Origin of the sequence: Shewanella intestini (assembly GCF_018221465.1) — a bacterium.
Classification (GTDB): Bacteria; Pseudomonadota; Gammaproteobacteria; order Enterobacterales; family Shewanellaceae; genus Shewanella; species Shewanella intestini.
Genome location: NZ_JAAIKR010000001.1, coordinates 101,086 through 117,087 on the forward strand (window position 1 = coordinate 101,086; position 16,002 = coordinate 117,087).

General features: G+C 41.4%; 12 protein-coding genes and 2 tRNA genes. 13 read left to right on the forward strand and 1 reads right to left on the reverse strand.

All coding sequences use genetic code 11. The features are described from left to right. Positions 1–164 precede the first annotated feature (164 nt). From tpiA to rpsO, 10 genes are all read left to right on the forward strand, one after another. Positions 165–947 carry a triose-phosphate isomerase gene (gene tpiA / locus G3R48_RS00450; protein WP_153661308.1) on the forward strand — a complete coding sequence of 261 codons (783 nt, stop codon included), beginning with the start codon at positions 165–167 and terminating at the stop codon, positions 945–947. Positions 948–949: 2 nt separating this feature from the next. Further along, on the forward strand, positions 950–1,285 hold the full coding sequence (secG, locus tag G3R48_RS00455; RefSeq protein ID WP_153661306.1) for a preprotein translocase subunit SecG: 336 nt from the start codon (positions 950–952) through the stop codon (positions 1,283–1,285). 62 nt (positions 1,286–1,347) lie between these two features. Continuing rightward, positions 1,348–1,433, forward strand: a tRNA-Leu gene (locus tag G3R48_RS00460). An 80-nt stretch (positions 1,434–1,513) separates the two neighbouring features. Further along, a tRNA-Met gene (locus G3R48_RS00465) sits at positions 1,514–1,590 on the forward strand. A gap of 158 nt (positions 1,591–1,748) precedes the next feature. Next, positions 1,749–2,204 (forward strand): ribosome maturation factor RimP, encoded by a 456-nt coding sequence (gene rimP / locus G3R48_RS00470; protein WP_153661304.1) that lies wholly within the window; start codon positions 1,749–1,751, stop codon positions 2,202–2,204. A 30-nt stretch (positions 2,205–2,234) separates the two neighbouring features. Next, positions 2,235–3,734, forward strand: a complete 1,500-nt coding sequence (nusA, locus tag G3R48_RS00475; RefSeq protein ID WP_153661302.1) for a transcription termination factor NusA — start codon at positions 2,235–2,237, stop codon at positions 3,732–3,734. Between the two features lie 25 nt (positions 3,735–3,759). Continuing rightward, positions 3,760–6,414 (forward strand): translation initiation factor IF-2, encoded by a 2,655-nt coding sequence (infB, locus tag G3R48_RS00480; RefSeq protein WP_153661300.1) that lies wholly within the window; start codon positions 3,760–3,762, stop codon positions 6,412–6,414. Positions 6,415–6,489: 75 nt separating this feature from the next. Beyond that, entirely contained in the window at positions 6,490–6,912 is a 423-nt protein-coding gene (gene rbfA / locus G3R48_RS00485) for a 30S ribosome-binding factor RbfA (protein ID WP_153661298.1), read from the forward strand. Continuing rightward, entirely contained in the window at positions 6,912–7,850 is a 939-nt protein-coding gene (gene truB, locus G3R48_RS00490) for a tRNA pseudouridine(55) synthase TruB (RefSeq protein WP_153661296.1), read from the forward strand. The genes rbfA and truB overlap by 1 nt, the downstream gene beginning before the upstream one ends. A gap of 141 nt (positions 7,851–7,991) precedes the next feature. After that, complete coding sequence (rpsO, locus tag G3R48_RS00495; protein ID WP_153661294.1) at positions 7,992–8,261, forward strand: 30S ribosomal protein S15; 270 nt, start codon at positions 7,992–7,994, stop codon at positions 8,259–8,261. A gap of 256 nt (positions 8,262–8,517) precedes the next feature. On the opposite strand, the gene G3R48_RS00500 is transcribed toward rpsO, so the two are convergent. Continuing rightward, a complete protein-coding gene (locus G3R48_RS00500) occupies positions 8,518–10,563 on the reverse strand; it encodes an EAL domain-containing protein (RefSeq protein ID WP_153661292.1) in 2,046 nt (681 codons plus the stop codon). Positions 10,564–10,930: 367 nt separating this feature from the next. Here G3R48_RS00500 and pnp point away from each other — a divergent pair, with 367 nt between their 5' ends. The 3 genes from pnp to prfC all read left to right on the forward strand — a co-directional run bounded on the left by pnp (position 10,931) and on the right by prfC (position 15,753). After that, complete coding sequence (pnp, locus tag G3R48_RS00505) at positions 10,931–13,030, forward strand: polyribonucleotide nucleotidyltransferase (protein ID WP_212593161.1); 2,100 nt, start codon at positions 10,931–10,933, stop codon at positions 13,028–13,030. Between the two features lie 164 nt (positions 13,031–13,194). Then, complete coding sequence (gene nlpI, locus G3R48_RS00510; RefSeq protein ID WP_380714129.1) at positions 13,195–14,091, forward strand: lipoprotein NlpI; 897 nt, start codon at positions 13,195–13,197, stop codon at positions 14,089–14,091. Between the two features lie 78 nt (positions 14,092–14,169). After that, positions 14,170–15,753 (forward strand): peptide chain release factor 3, encoded by a 1,584-nt coding sequence (prfC, locus tag G3R48_RS00515; RefSeq protein WP_153661286.1) that lies wholly within the window; start codon positions 14,170–14,172, stop codon positions 15,751–15,753. Positions 15,754–16,002: the final 249 nt, after the last annotated feature.

The following is a 16,002-nucleotide window of genomic DNA, read 5'->3' on the forward strand; positions in this document are numbered from 1 at the left end:
TTATATTGGGGATTAAAACAGTGAGTTAACAATTAAATTAATAACGACTCAATCACGCGTAAAAAATAGCCATTTCGACAACTTATATCAATTATTCGTGCTTTATCTATTGTAACTTATCAAGCGGTTCGCTATTATTCACGCCGCTTTCAAAGGAGACAGTGATGGCACTTAGACGTCCAATGGTCGCAGGAAACTGGAAAATGAATGGTAATGCGCCACTTGCGCAAGAACTATTTAAGAAGTTTGCTGCAAAACTCCAAAATGATTCCGCTGAAGTAGTTTTATGTCCGCCTTCAATTTATCTTGAAAGCGTGAGACAACTACTTGAGAATAATAAGAAAACCTTAGATGGTTCTCTTGTTAGAATGGGTGCGCAAAACCTAAGTCAACATGATTTTGGCGCGTATACTGGTGAAATATCAGGTCAGATGTTAAAAGACTCTGGTTGTCGTTATGTTATTATCGGCCATTCAGAACGTCGTCGGATGTACGGCGAAACCAGTACCATAGTGGCAGAGAAATTTGCTGCAGCCCAAAAAAATGGTTTAACACCAATTTTATGTGTTGGTGAATCTGGTCCAGCTCGTGAAGCAAGACGCACTTTTGAAGTGATTGCTGAAGAGTTAGACATTGTAATTGAAAAAAACGGTACCATGGCTTTTGATAACGCAATTATCGCTTACGAACCTTTATGGGCTGTAGGGACAGGTAAAAGCGCTACACCAGAGCAGGCTCAAGAAGTACATGCGTTTATTCGTAATCGCCTCTCTGAAGTGTCTCCATTTATTGGAGAGAACATTAGGATTTTATACGGTGGGAGTGTTACACCGAGTAATGCGGCAGATATTTTTGCCCAACCCGATGTTGATGGTGGACTGATAGGCGGTGCAAGCTTAAACTCATCTGAGTTTTTAAGTTTATGTACCATAGCAATGAGCGCGTAAATATGTACGAAGTTCTAATAGTAATTTATTTATTGGTTGCAATCGGCTTAGTCGGCTTGATTTTAATCCAACAAGGAAAGGGCGCAGATATGGGCGCATCTTTCGGAGCTGGTGCTTCTGGCACATTGTTTGGCTCAAGTGGTTCAGGTAATTTCCTAACCCGTAGCACCGCGGTGCTTGCAATTGGTTTCTTCACGCTTAGTTTGGTTATTGGTAACCTCAGTGCTAACCACGCTAAACAAGATAACCAATGGAATGATTTAGGTTCTGCTGCTGAGCAGGTCGTTGACCAAGCTCCAGTGACTCAACCAAAGTCAGAATCTGAGATTCCTGACTAGATAGTTACCATGTATATGGTTAAGTAATAAATAAGCCCTTATTTATTACATAAAAGATTTATGCGGATGTGGCGGAATTGGTAGACGCGCCATCTTGAGGGGGTGGTGAGCTATGCTCGTGTGGGTTCAAGTCCCACCATCCGCACCAAATCTTGAATAGGTTTTTAAGGAATTAAACACTTATTCATTGCAAGGTAAGTCGTAAGTTAATATACTTACACCAGTTGACGCGGGATGGAGCAGTTTGGTAGCTCGTCGGGCTCATAACCCGAAGGTCGTCGGTTCAAATCCGGCTCCCGCAACCAGCTCCTGTAATTAGTCATAACATGACTAATTACATACAGGTTCTATAATAAATAGCCTCGTGATTACGGGGTTTTTTGTTATTTGGACTTTTAAATATCCATGAAATGGATCGTTTTAGGGGCTTTTAGCCCTTTTTTCGTTTTTTTGGGGGTCATTTTTGGCAACTTTAGAATCTAAATTGGTTGATATGTTATCAGGTCCTGTTCAGGCCATTGGTTTTGACCTTTGGGGAATTGAATATGTACAAGCTGGTAAGCATTCAGTTATTCGTGTTTTCATTGATGCTGAGAATGGCATTAATATTGAGGATTGTGCCGAGGCGAGTCGCCAGGTCAGTGCCATTCTTGATGTTGAAGACCCTATCTCGACAGAATATACGTTAGAAGTTTCTTCTCCAGGGGTTGACCGTCCTTTGTTTACTGCTAAGCAGTACGCAGCTTATATCGGAGAAGATGCCAAAGTTCAGTTGACGATGCCAGTTGCTGGTAGTCGCAATTTGAAAGGCAAAATAACTGCTGTAGATGGGCAAATGTTGTCATTTATGGTTGATGGAAAAGAGTTAATTGTTGCGCTGGATAATGTCCGCAAAGGCAACATTATCGCTAAGTTTTGATGGTTCAGGTGAAGAACGAGGCAAGACCAAATGAATAAAGAGATCCTGTTAGTCGCGGAAGCTGTTTCTAACGAAAAAGCTGTACCGCGTGAGAAAATTTTTGAAGCGTTAGAGATTGCACTTGCAACTGCGACCAAGAAAAAATATGAAGGCGACATTGAAGTTCGTGTTTCTATCGACCGTAAATCTGGTCATTACGATACATACCGCCGTTGGATGGTAGTGGAAGATACCGGTGAACCACTTGAAAATCCATTTGCTGAAATAACGTTAGAAGCTGCGGAATATGACACGCCAGGCATCCAACTTGGTGAATATATTGAAGATGAAATTGAATCAGTTGTCTTTGATCGTATTACTACGCAAACAGCAAAACAAGTTATCGTACAAAAAGTGCGCGAAGCAGAACGTGCACAAATTGTTGAACAATTTATTGAACGAGAAGGTGAGATTGTTACTGGTGTCGTGAAAAAGAGTACTCGCGACAGTGTTGTAGTCGATCTTGGTAACAATGCTGACGGTGTTCTTTATAAAGAAGACTTAATCAGTCGTGAATCGTTCCGTCCTGGCGATCGAGTTCGAGCATTGCTTTACTCTGTTCGTCCAGAAGCACGTGGCGCTCAACTTTTCCTTACTCGTAGTAAGCCTGAAATGTTGGTTGAGTTATTCCGTGTTGAAGTACCTGAAATTTTAGACGAAATGATTGAAATCGTTTCGGCGGCTCGTGACCCAGGGGCGCGTGCTAAAATTGCGGTTAAATCTAACGACAGACGCATTGACCCTGTGGGGGCTTGTGTTGGTATGCGTGGTGCACGTGTTCAAGCGGTATCAAATGAGCTTGGCGGTGAGCGTGTTGATATTATTATGTGGGACGATAATCCTGCGCAATTTGTTATCAACGCAATGGCACCAGCAGATGTTGCATCTATTATTGTTGATGAAGACCATCATTCAATGGATATTGCTGTTGAAGCAGACAGCCTTGCTCAAGCCATTGGGCGTAACGGTCAAAATGTACGTTTAGCGACTCAACTTTCTGGTTGGGAACTTAACGTAATGACCGTTGAAGATATGAACAAAAAACATCAAGCAGAAAGCGCTAAAACAGTTGAACTGTTTGTCACTTCACTTGATGTAGATGAAGACTTTGCCTCAATCTTGGTTGACGAAGGATTTACTTCTTTAGAAGAAGTGGCTTACGTACCAGAGTCAGAGTTATTAGAAATTGATGGTTTCGACGAAGGAATTGTTGAAGCTTTAAGAGAGCGAGCTAAAGCAGCTATTTCAACTCGTGCACTAGCAACTGAAGAAGCGCTAGATGGTGCTACGCCGAGTGATGATTTGTTAGCATTAGAAGGATTAGAAAGACATTTAGCCTTTGTTTTTGCAAGTAAAGGTGTTGTGACTTTAGAAGACTTAGCTGAGCAAGGTATCGACGATTTAATTGAAATTGAAGAATTGACAGAAGAAAAAGCTGGTGAGCTAATCATGGCTGCCCGCAATATCTGTTGGTTTGGCGAAGAAGCATAAGTCGATCAACAGGGGGATTTATTGAATGGCAGATACAAGCGTAGAAAAATTAGCTGCAGAAGTTGGCAAAAGTGTTGAAAGACTTATTGAACAATTTTCTGATGCAGGCGTGAGCAAGAAAAAGAATGATTCTGTTTCTGAAAAAGAAAAACAGCAATTACTTGAGCATCTTAAAAAGCAACACGGCGGTGACGCAGTGCCAACGAAGATGACTTTACAACGCAAAACAGTTTCGACACTTAGTGTTGCAAGTACTGGTGGTCAATCGAAAGACGTTAAAGTTGAAGTACGTAAAAAGCGCACTTTTGTAAAACGTGACCCAGCAGAGCTTGCACAACAAGCAGAAGCTGAAGCGAAGCAAAAAGCGGAATCAGAAGCTGCAGCAAAAGCGAAAGCAGAAGCTGATGCAGCTAACGCAAAAGTAAAAGCTGAAGAAAAAGCTAAAGCTGATGCACAGGCTAAAGCAAAGAAAGAAGCTGATACCAAAGCCAAAGCGGCTAAAGTGACTGAAGCTAAGCCTAAAGAGTTAGATGAAGAATCTGTAGCGGCAAAAGCTGAAGCAGAACGCATCAAAGCAGCACAAGAAGAAGCATTGAAGAAAAAACAGCAAGAAGAAGCTGAGCTTGCCGCAGAAACTGCGCGTAAACTTGCTGAAGAAAATTCAAAACGTTGGGCTGAAGAAGAACGCCAGCGTATTGAAAATGAAAAAAATGGTGATCACCACATTACGACATCTAAAGAAGCGCGAGCTGCAGAAGATAAGTCGGATATGGCTGAAGAAAAACGTGGACGTCGTGCACGTAACAAAAACACTAATAAGAAACGTGGTGGTAAAGGTGGACGTGACAATCGTGACAGAAACTCACGTAATCGCAGCACAGCACCAGAATCTATGGCTCACGGGTTCAACAAACCTGCAGCAGCAGTGACTCGTGATGTTCGCATTGGTGAAACCGTTACAGTTTCTGAACTAGCACATTTAATGGCTGTTAAAGCGACCGAAATCATCAAACAAATGATGAAAATGGGTACGATGGTCACCATTAACCAAGTGCTAGATCAAGAAACGGCACAACTTGTCGCAGAAGAAATGGGTCACAAAGTTGTTCTTACTCGTGAAAATGAATTAGAGCATGAAGTACTTGCTGACCGTGACGGTGACGTAACTGTTGAGCCACGTGCGCCAGTGGTAACTATTATGGGTCACGTTGACCACGGTAAAACGTCATTACTTGACTACATCCGTGCTGCTAAAGTTGCTTCTGGTGAGGCCGGCGGTATTACTCAGCACATTGGTGCATACCACGTACAAACCGACAATGGCATGATCACTTTCTTAGATACTCCAGGTCACGCCGCGTTTACCGCTATGCGTGCTCGTGGTGCTCAAGCTACCGATATTGTTATTTTAGTTGTCGCTGCTGACGATGGTGTTATGCCACAAACAATCGAAGCTATTCAACATGCTAAAGCCGGTGGTGTACCACTGATAGTTGCAGTTAACAAAATCGATAAGCCAGAAGCCGATCCTGATCGCGTTAAATCTGAACTGTCTCAACATGGTGTCATGTCAGAAGATTGGGGCGGAAATAACATGTTCGTTCATGTTTCAGCTAAAAGCGGTGAGGGTATTGATGAGTTACTAGAAGGTATCCTTCTAGAGTCTGAAGTACTTGAGCTTAAAGCGGTTCGTGAAGGTATGGCTGCGGGTGTGGTTGTTGAATCTAAATTGGACAAAGGTCGTGGCCCAGTGGCTACAGTACTTGTTCAAGAAGGCACACTTAAGCAAGGCGATATTGTTCTATGTGGTCTTGAGTACGGTAAAGTCCGTGCGATGAAAGATGAGAACGGTAAATCAATTACTGAAGCAGGCCCATCTATCCCAGTTGAGATTTTAGGTCTTTCTGGTGTGCCATCAGCAGGTGATGAAGCGACTGTTGTACGTGATGAACGTAAAGCTCGGGAAGTCGCACTTTACCGCCAAGGTAAATTCCGTGATGTGAAACTTGCACGTCAGCAGAAGTCTAAGTTAGAGAACATGTTCGCTAATATGACGGAAGGCGAAGTACAAGAGTTGAATATTGTACTAAAAGCGGATGTTCAAGGTTCACTTGAAGCTATTTCAGATTCATTGAATAAACTGTCTACCGATGAAGTTAAAGTTAACATCATTGCTAGCGGTGTAGGTGGATTAACTGAAACTGATGCAACACTTGCTGCAGCATCTAACGCCATCATGGTTGGTTTCAACGTACGTGCAGATGCTCAAGCACGTAAGACAATTGAATCAGAAAGTGTTGATTTACGCTACTACAGCGTAATCTACCACTTAATTGATGAAGTTAAGTCTGCTATGGGCGGTATGCTGGCTCCTGAATTCAAGCAAGAAATTATTGGTCTTGCTGAAGTTCGTGATGTATTTAAATCGCCTAAGATTGGTGCAATTGCCGGTTGTATGGTTACTGAAGGTGTGGTTAAACGCAGCGCGCCAATTCGTGTATTACGTGATAACGTCGTTATCTATGAAGGCGAGCTTGAGTCATTACGCCGCTTTAAAGATGATGCTAACGAAGTTCGTAATGGCATGGAATGTGGTATCGGTGTTAAAAACTATAACGATGTACGTGTAGGAGACCAAATTGAGGTCTTTGAAACGGTTGAAGTAGCAAGAACACTTTAATACTGAAACAATACCAAAGGGCGGCTTTTGCCGCCCTTTTTGATTAATAATCACCTATATAAGTGGGGCACAATTATGGCAAAAGAATTTAGTCGAACTCGTCGAATCGCCCAGCAACTTCAGCAAGAACTTGCAATGGTGTTGCAAAGAGATATTAAAGATCCTCGCGTGGGTTTTGTGACAGTAAATGATGTTGAAGTGTCACGTGACTTAAGCTACGCCAAAGTATTCGTTACTTTCTTTGAAGAAGACGAAGCATTAGTACAGGAAAAAATTGACGCATTAACGGTTGCTGCACCTTACGTGCGCACGTTAATTGCAGGACGCATGAAGTTACGTGTGATGCCTGAATTGCGTTTTGTGTACGATGCATCATTGGTTGAAGGTATGAAAATGTCAAACTTGGTCAGCCAAGTGATAAGCAATGATAAACAAAAGCAACAAGACAGTGGCCGCACTGATGAAATAGACCAAGACGACGCGAAGGAGCAAGATTAATGGCACGTCGTCAAAAAGGTCGTTTTATCGATGGTATCGTGTTGCTTGATAAAGATACCGGCATGAGCTCTAATCATGCGCTACAACGTGTTAAGCGCATGTTTAACGCGAATAAAGCGGGCCATACTGGTGCGCTTGATCCATTAGCCACAGGCATGTTACCAGTGTGCCTTGGTGAAGCGACAAAGTTTTCACAACATCTTCTTGATTCAGATAAGCGCTATACCGTCATTGCTAAGTTAGGTGAACGTACTGACACAAGCGATTCGGACGGTGAAGTTGTACAAACACGCGCCGTTGAGTTTAGTCACGCATTATTATTGCAGTCACTTGAGCATTTTCGCGGTGATACCATGCAAGTACCGTCTATGTTTTCAGCGCTTAAGTATCAAGGGCAACCTTTGTATAAGTATGCTCGTGAAGGCATTGAAGTGCCTCGTGAAGCGCGGTCTATTAGCGTTTATGAACTTAATTTTTTAAGTCTAGAAGGTAATGAGTTAACACTTGATATCCACTGCTCTAAAGGGACTTATATTCGCACTATCGTTGATGATTTAGGTGAGATGTTAGGCTGCGGCGCACATGTGTGTATGTTACGCCGTACCCAAGTTGCTAAATATCCTTATGAAAAAATGGTGTCGTTGGCTCAGCTTGAAGCGCTAGTTGAACAAGCTAATCAACAAGAAATGGATGCTGGTGAATTATTAGACCCGTTATTATTGCCTATGGATACTGCAGTAAGTCATCTAGGTGAGATTAATCTACCTGACGCGATGCTTGAATATGTTATGCAAGGTCAATTTATTCAAGCTCCTGGGTTAAAACCTGATGAATTAGTGCGGATTACCATCGGTGAACGCAAACAATTTGTTGGTATAGGCTCAATGAATGACGCTGGTTTATTAGCCCCTAAGCGACTGGTTGTATTAAGAAGTTAATTAATCGACATTGACATGGCATTGATCGAATATTAGGCTGACTTTTTATTGCGATTACGTGCCATTATGGTTAGAATAGCGCGCCCGCTTTGGCTGAGTTAGTGATCGGCTAAGGTTAATTTATATATTTTGGAGATTTTCATGTCACTAAGTAATGAACAAAAAGCTAAAATCGTTGCTGAATTTGGTCGTGGTGAGAACGATACTGGTTCAACTGAAGTACAAGTTGCTTTGTTAACTGCTCAAATCAACCACCTTCAAGGTCACTTCAAAGAGCACATCCATGATCACCACTCACGTCGTGGTCTATTACGTATGGTTAGTGCGCGTCGTAAGCTTACTGCTTACCTTAAGCGTACGGATGTAGCACGTTATACTGCTCTTATCCAAAAGTTAGGTTTACGCCGTTAATTCGACTTCTTACTCACGACGGTGAGTAGGAAAACCGTAAAAAAGGAGGCTTGCGCCTCCTTTTTTATTGGATTTTTTGAGCGACTACTCTGTTTTATGAACTGAAACCGCCAGTGATAATATATTGTGGGTATTCATACTATGCCAAATAGCATTGCTTGCGAGTTGTCGCCTTACTTTATCGTTATTACCGCGTCCCTATCGCCCTCTAAAGGTCGGTTATCTAACACCTTACTTTATTATTAGACTGTACGTTTTACACATTTATTATGTGTTGATCAATATGGGGTAATGGTTGCATATATTTAGCTTCAAATTCAGCCTGCGGTAATGGTTTACTGTAATAAAAACCTTGGCCTATCGCGCAGTTATGTTGTTTTAACCACTCAAGTTGTTCTTTCGTTTCAATCCCTTCGGCCACAATATCTAAATCTAACTGCTGACCTAGCATAAGAATAGTAGATGCAATAGCTCCGTCTTCAGGTAAGTCATTTACAAAAGCACGATCAATCTTGACCGTTGAAATGGGTAAGTGGCGTAAATATGATAATGACGAGTAGCCGGTTCCGAAATCGTCAACAGCGATACCAAAGCCTGCATTTTTCAAGTGTTGTAGCTTGATAATGGCGTCATTGATGTTATTCATTAAAGAGGTTTCGGTTATTTCAATTTCTAATAATTCAGGCGCCACTTGATGACGTAATGCCAGTTGTTTGATATCCGGAACCAAGCTGGCATCAGCAAATTGCTGTGAGGCTACATTTACTGCAATCGGTAATGCAAAACTATACTTCTTTTGCCATTCTCGAATCACTTTACAGCTTTGCTCTATGACCCAACGACCTATAGGAATAATGATCCCGGTGTCCTCAGCGACAGGAATAAAGGCGATAGGACTAATTAATTGACCATCTTTTTTCCAACGAATTAGGGCTTCACAGCCAATCACATGACCCGATTTTAAGTCGAGTTTAGGTTGAAAATATAATAAAAATTGTTCTTTTTTAAGTGCGTCATGTAATGATGCTTCCATTTGTAAACGCTCACTTGCCCACTTCGTCATTTGTTGTTTGAAAAATGCCCATTGGTTTGAACCCGCAGCTTTAGCGTTGTACATGGCAATGTCAGCATGACGAATTAAATCTTCTGGACTTTCTCCATCTTCAGGATAAATGGAAATACCAATAGAGGCCGCTGGATGAATAGTATGTTCGTTAAGGTGCATTGGTGCATTAAGTTGCTTTAGCAACGTTTCAACAAATTCTGCTGCCTGATCTGGCGTGTGAATATCATCAGCTAAAATAACAAATTCATCACCGCCTAAGCGCGATACACTGCCGTTATCAGCAACCACACGTTCCAGAATGTGGGCGACTCTACGAAGAAATTGATCACCTAAAGCGTGCCCAAGCGAATCATTTACATTTTTAAATCGGTCTAAATCAATAAATAACATTGTAAAATGACGTTGATGAACCCGAGAACGTTGAATCGTGACATTTAAGGTTTCCAGTAGCAGCGTTCTATTTGGTAAGCCTGTGAGTGAGTCACGGGTGGCCATCTTTCGTAGCTTTGTTTGGGTTTGGCTAAATTGACATAATATTTGGTTAAACTTAGTGGTAACCAAACCTAATTCATCATCTTGATGGCCTTTGTCTATAGGAAGTAAATTTTCGTCAGGGTAATCAGTATCAATGTTATCAATCGCTTCGCTAATGTGGGCAATAGGTTGAGTAAGAAAACGATGAAAAACGACGGTTAATACTAACGTTAATAAAAACGCCCGCGCTAAAGTGGCGATAAAACCTAATTGTAATTGGTCTATTAAGTGGGCAGTGAGTCTTTTCGTGTCGTAATTAACGGTTAAGGTACCAATAAGTTGCTGCTTTTGGCTGCCTTCGAAGTAAAATGGACGATATAATGGACGTTCAATTTGCTTTAATGTTCCAAATAATCGTTGGCTGAATGCCTGATAACTGTCAGTACTTATAACGGGTCTATTGCTGGCTGATACAAATAAGCTCCCATCATCAAGTGTGATTAACGCTGAGCCGATATTATCGACTTTGATAATCCCTTGTAGCGTTTGTTTGGCTAATTTATCGTCTAAAGACCACACCGCGTTAGTTGTTGTTTGTTCAACGGAATCAAGTAGTTCTTGTTGAGAGGATGTCAGTTGTTGTTTGGTATTGATTGCAACCAGTGCAATCTCGATTAAAAAAATGGCAATAGCAAAGAAAAGCGCAGTAAAAACGACGAGTTTAGTTTGTTTCCAAGTAAGAGATTTAAAGCCTGATTTCATGCGTAGTATCCATGTCTTTAAGACTGGTTGTTTTATTATAAATTCTTTTTATATCAGTCTTATAGAATAATTGATTTTAATAAACGTTATTGGGCTGAGTATGACTAATTTTACAGTCTCCACTCTAGTAAAAACCATCACAATTGTCATCAACAATTCACATTTACCCTGTGTTGTTCTGTGTATGGTTGAACACAAAGATGACTGACGGGGCGTTAAAATAGGGCTTTTATTGATTAGCTAAAGGTGAGTATTTAAATAAATGATTATTTTTATAGGTCATTTTAATACTGTGTTAACTATCGCGGTCATTTGAAGTATACTTATGCGCGAAATTTAAAGGTAAATAAATTAAGGAATGGGTCACGTGAATCCTATTGTAAAGAGTTTTGAGTATGGTCAACATACTGTCACCTTAGAAACAGGTGTCATCGCGCGTCAAGCTGATGCTGCAGTACTAACGAGCATGGGCGATACAACCGTCCTAGTCACTGTTGTTGGTAAAAAAGTGGCTGATTTAAGCCGTGACTTTTTTCCATTAACGGTTAACTACCAAGAAAAAACCTATGCTGCGGGTAAAATCCCTGGTGGTTTCTTCAAACGTGAAGGCCGTCCTTCTGAAGATGAAACACTAATTGCTCGTTTAATCGACCGTCCAATTCGTCCTTTATTCCCTAACGGTTTTAAAAACGAAGTTCAAGTAATCATTACTGTGGTTTCTGTTGATCCACAAATTGAACCAGACATCGTTGCAATGATTGGTACTTCAGCTGCACTTGCTATTTCTGGTATTCCATTTAATGGTCCACTAGGTGCTGCACGTGTTGGTTACCTAAATGGTGAGTACTTATTAAACCCTTCAGTTGAGCAAGTTGCTGAAAGTGATTTAAACCTTGTTGTAGCCGGTACTGAAAGTGCTGTGCTTATGGTTGAATCTGAAGCAAAAGCATTACCGGAAGAAGTGATGTTAGGTGCGGTGACTTATGGTCATGATCAACAACAAGTTGTTGTAAACGCGATTGCTGAATTTAAAGCCGAAGCGGGGAAACCTACTTGGGATTGGTCTGCACCAGTTCAAGACCAAGACTTGGTTGCTCAAATTAAAGATCTTGCAGAAGCAGGCTTAACAGAAGCATACCAAATTGAAGTTAAACAAGACCGTTATGCACAAGTTGGCGTAGTAAAAGCGGCTGCAAAAGCAGCATTGATTGAGAAAAACCCTGAAGTTGATACGCGTGAAGTAGACAACTTACTTGGTAGCCTTGAGAAAAACGTTGTTCGTGGTCGTATTATTAGTGGCAAGCCACGTATCGATGGTCGCGAACCAGATATGATCCGCGCTCTTAATGTCCTTGCGGGTGTACTTCCACGTACTCACGGTAGTTCATTGTTCACTCGTGGTGAAACTCAAGCATTAGTGACGTGTACTTTAGGTACTGAACGTGATGCTCAAAAAATTGACAGCATCATGGGCGAACGTACAAATCGTTTCATGCTTCACTATAACTTCCCGCCATACTCTGTTGGTGAAACTGGCATGGTTGGTTCACCTAAACGTCGTGAAATTGGTCATGGTAAGTTAGCTTGGCGCGGTATGAATGCCGTTATGCCAACGGCTGAAGAATTCCCGTACAGTGTTCGTGTGGTTTCTGAAATCACTGAATCAAACGGTTCAAGCTCAATGGCGTCTGTTTGTGGTACCTCATTAGCCTTAATGGATGCGGGTGTACCGATTAAGTCTTCAGTTGCGGGTATCGCAATGGGCTTGGTTAAAGAAGGCGATGATTTCGTTGTTCTGTCTGACATTTTAGGCGATGAAGATCACTTAGGTGATATGGACTTTAAAGTGGCAGGAACTCGTGATGGTATTACTGCACTTCAAATGGACATCAAGATTGAAGGTATTACTAAAGAGATTATGGATATTGCGTTGCAACAAGCTTATGGCGCACGTGTTCATATTCTAAATGTGATGGACCAAGCAATCTCTGGTGCTCGTGAAGACATTTCTGACCATGCACCACGTATTACTTCTATTAAAATTAACCCTGAAAAAATCCGTGATGTGATTGGTAAAGGTGGCGCGACAATCCGTGCTCTAACCGAAGAAACAGGCACGACGATTGAACTTGATGATGATGGTACTGTAAAAATTGCCTCTTCTGATGGTGCGGCGACGAAAGAAGCCATTCGTCGTATTGAAGAAATCACTGCAGAAGTTGAAGTGGGTCGTATCTACAATGGTAAAGTTATTCGTATCGTTGATTTCGGTGCATTTGTTAACATCTTGCCTGGTAAAGATGGGCTAGTACATATTTCACAAATCAGTGAAGAGCGTGTTGCTAACGTATCTGATCATCTTGAAATGAACCAAGAAGTTGCTGTTAAAGTGATGGAAGTGGATCGTCAAGGACGTGTACGTCTTTCAATTAAAGAAGCACAAACCAAGCCAGAAGCTGCTGAATAATTTTTAGCCGCTAATTTAGGTTGATAAAGGAGAGCATATGCTCTCCTTTTTTATTTGTTTCTTTGGGTAAATATTTCGCTTGCAATCATAGCCCTCGGTCTATGAGATTGCTATGATGCTTACAAGTATCCCATCCTGATAAGGTCTCATTAATGAAATTAAAACTGGGTAGCCGCATAAGCACCAAGTTAGCTGTCGCAGTCTTTGGCGCGAGTATTTTGATGTCAGGTTGTGCAGCAACACAATCATCAGGAACAAGTGCAGGACATATTGAAGTTTCACCTGTTATGCCTGATTACAAATTAGAAGTGACACTCGCCAAACTCAACGAAATTTTAGCCACCATGGAATTGACTGACGAGCAGCGTGCCAGATTCCATTATGACCGTGGTGTTATTTATGACAGTGTTGGACTGCGTTTATTAGGTCGGATTGATTTTTTACAGGCTATTAAATTGCAACCCAATTTGGCTGATGCTTATAACTTTATTGGTATTTATTACACCCAAGAAGGTGACTTTGACAGTGCTTATGAGTCGTTTGATGGGGTCTTAGAGTTATCGCCTAATTACGATTATGCTTATTTAAATCGTGGTATTGCCTTGTTTTATGGTGAGCGCTACGAACTTGCCATTCAAGATATGCAAACATTCTACGACTTAGATCCATCAGACGGTTATCGCGCCTTATGGTTATATCTAACCTCTGTTGGTAGTGATGAGGTAAAAGCAACGAGTCGGTTAAATGCACAACGCAGCAAATTAAACGATAACGCTTGGTCTACTAAGTTAGTTGATTTCTATTTAGGTAAAGTAACCAAGGAACAAATCTTTGCTGCCGCAAAAGTTAACTTATCTAACCCGCGTGAATATGCTGAGCGATTATGTGAAGCGTATTTCTATATTGCAAAACAAGCGGATAGAAAAGGTGATTATCAAGAGGCGGCAAACTTATATCGTTTAGTGCTGGCAACCAATATTTATGACTTTGTCGAACACCGTTATGCGCGCATTGAGTTGGCTAGAATGAAGAACTTGATCGCTAAAGGCAAACAACAGTAGTTCACTAGCTAATTTGACACTAAGGCGCTATAATTTGCGCCTTTTTTATTATCTAGCTTATCTCACGTAAAGGTTAACATGTCAGGTATTTCTGTAGAGGTCGATAAACGTCGAACCTTCGCGATTATTTCTCACCCCGATGCGGGTAAAACGACCATCACTGAAAAAGTGTTACTGTTCGGTCAAGCGATCCAAACTGCAGGGACTGTAAAAGGGCGTGGGTCAAAGCAACACGCTAAATCAGACTGGATGGAAATGGAGAAAGACCGTGGTATTTCGATTACCACGTCAGTCATGCAATTTCCTTATGCAGACTGTTTAGTTAACTTACTTGATACTCCAGGCCATGAAGACTTCTCAGAAGATACCTATCGAACTTTGACGGCCGTTGACTCTTGTTTAATGGTGATTGACTCAGCAAAAGGTGTTGAAGACCGGACGCGCAAGTTAATGGAAGTGACCCGTTTACGCGACACCCCAATTATCACATTCATGAACAAATGTGACCGTGATATTCGTGACCCAATGGAAGTGCTCGATGAAGTAGAAACTGAGCTAAATATTGCTTGTGCACCTATTACTTGGCCCATTGGCTGTGGTAAGTCGTTTAAAGGGGTTTATCATATACATCGTGATGAAACGATCCTTTATCAAACCGGCCAAGGTCACACGATTCAAGAAGTGCGCATTGTTAAAGGGTTAGATAACCCTGATCTTGACAATGAAATTGGTAGTGAACTTGCTGAGCAGTTACGTGAAGAACTCGAACTTGTGATTGGTGCCTCACACGAATTTGACCAAGCAGCTTTCTTAAGTGGTGAATTATCACCCGTGTTTTTTGGTACTGCATTAGGTAACTTTGGTGTTGACCACATGCTAGATGGTCTAACGCAATGGGCTCCTAAACCACAACCTCGTCATACAGAAGTGCGTGAAATTACCGCTACCGATGACGGTTTTAGTGGCTTTGTATTTAAAATTCAAGCCAACATGGACCCTAAGCATCGTGATCGCGTTGCATTTATGCGTATCGTGTCAGGTAAGTATGAAAAAGGCATGAAAATGCGGCATGTGCGTGTGGGTAAAGACGTGCGTATTTCTGATGCGTTAACCTTTGTTGCCGGTGACCGAGAACAAGTTGAAGATGCTTATCCTGGTGACATCATTGGTCTGCATAATCATGGCACCATTCAAATTGGTGATACATTCTCACAAGGTGAGAAAATTAAATTTACCGGTATTCCTAACTTTGCACCAGAAATGTTCCGTCGTATTCGCTTGAAGGATCCGTTAAAGCAAAAACAATTGCTTAAAGGCCTCGTTCAATTAGCTGAAGAAGGTGCCGTTCAAGTCTTTAGACCGCTTGATAGTAATGACCTAATTGTGGGAGCGGTTGGTGTACTTCAGTTTGAAGTGGTTGTTGGGCGCTTAAAAAGTGAATATAACGTTGAAGCAATTTACGAAGGTATTAGCGTCAGCACAGCGCGTTGGGTTTACTGTACAGACGAACGTAAGTTAGAAGAGTTTCGTCGTAAATGCAGCCCTAATCTCGCATTAGATGGGGGGGATAACTTAACTTATATTGCCCCTACCATGGTTAATTTAAATTTATCTATGGAGCGTTATCCAGACGTGGAATTTGCTAAAACTCGCGAAAATTAATTAGTGTTTTTTGCGGATAATAAGGTGACATAATGTCACCTTTTTTGTTGCTAAAGGGCTCATTTTTAATAAGGCATAATGAGCCTTTTATGTTGGGGTTACTTTGTCGATGATACTTGCAGACACTAAGACACTAAGACACTAAGACACTAAGACACTAAGACACTAAGACACTAAGACACTAAGACACTAAGACACTAAGACACTAAGACACTAAGACACTAAGATACTAAGATACTAAGACACTAA

Coding starts and splice junctions, on each gene's coding strand:
- rbfA (WP_153661298.1), top strand. CDS start 6,490: ATGGCAAAAGAATTTAGTCGAACTCGTCGAATCGCCCAGCAACTTCAG.
- rpsO (WP_153661294.1), top strand. CDS start 7,992: ATGTCACTAAGTAATGAACAAAAAGCTAAAATCGTTGCTGAATTTGGT.
- truB (WP_153661296.1), top strand. CDS start 6,912: ATGGCACGTCGTCAAAAAGGTCGTTTTATCGATGGTATCGTGTTGCTT.
- tpiA (WP_153661308.1), top strand. CDS start 165: ATGGCACTTAGACGTCCAATGGTCGCAGGAAACTGGAAAATGAATGGT.
- nusA (WP_153661302.1), top strand. CDS start 2,235: ATGAATAAAGAGATCCTGTTAGTCGCGGAAGCTGTTTCTAACGAAAAA.
- infB (WP_153661300.1), top strand. CDS start 3,760: ATGGCAGATACAAGCGTAGAAAAATTAGCTGCAGAAGTTGGCAAAAGT.
- secG (WP_153661306.1), top strand. CDS start 950: ATGTACGAAGTTCTAATAGTAATTTATTTATTGGTTGCAATCGGCTTA.
- prfC (WP_153661286.1), top strand. CDS start 14,170: ATGTCAGGTATTTCTGTAGAGGTCGATAAACGTCGAACCTTCGCGATT.
- G3R48_RS00500 (WP_153661292.1), bottom strand. CDS start 10,563: ATGAAATCAGGCTTTAAATCTCTTACTTGGAAACAAACTAAACTCGTC.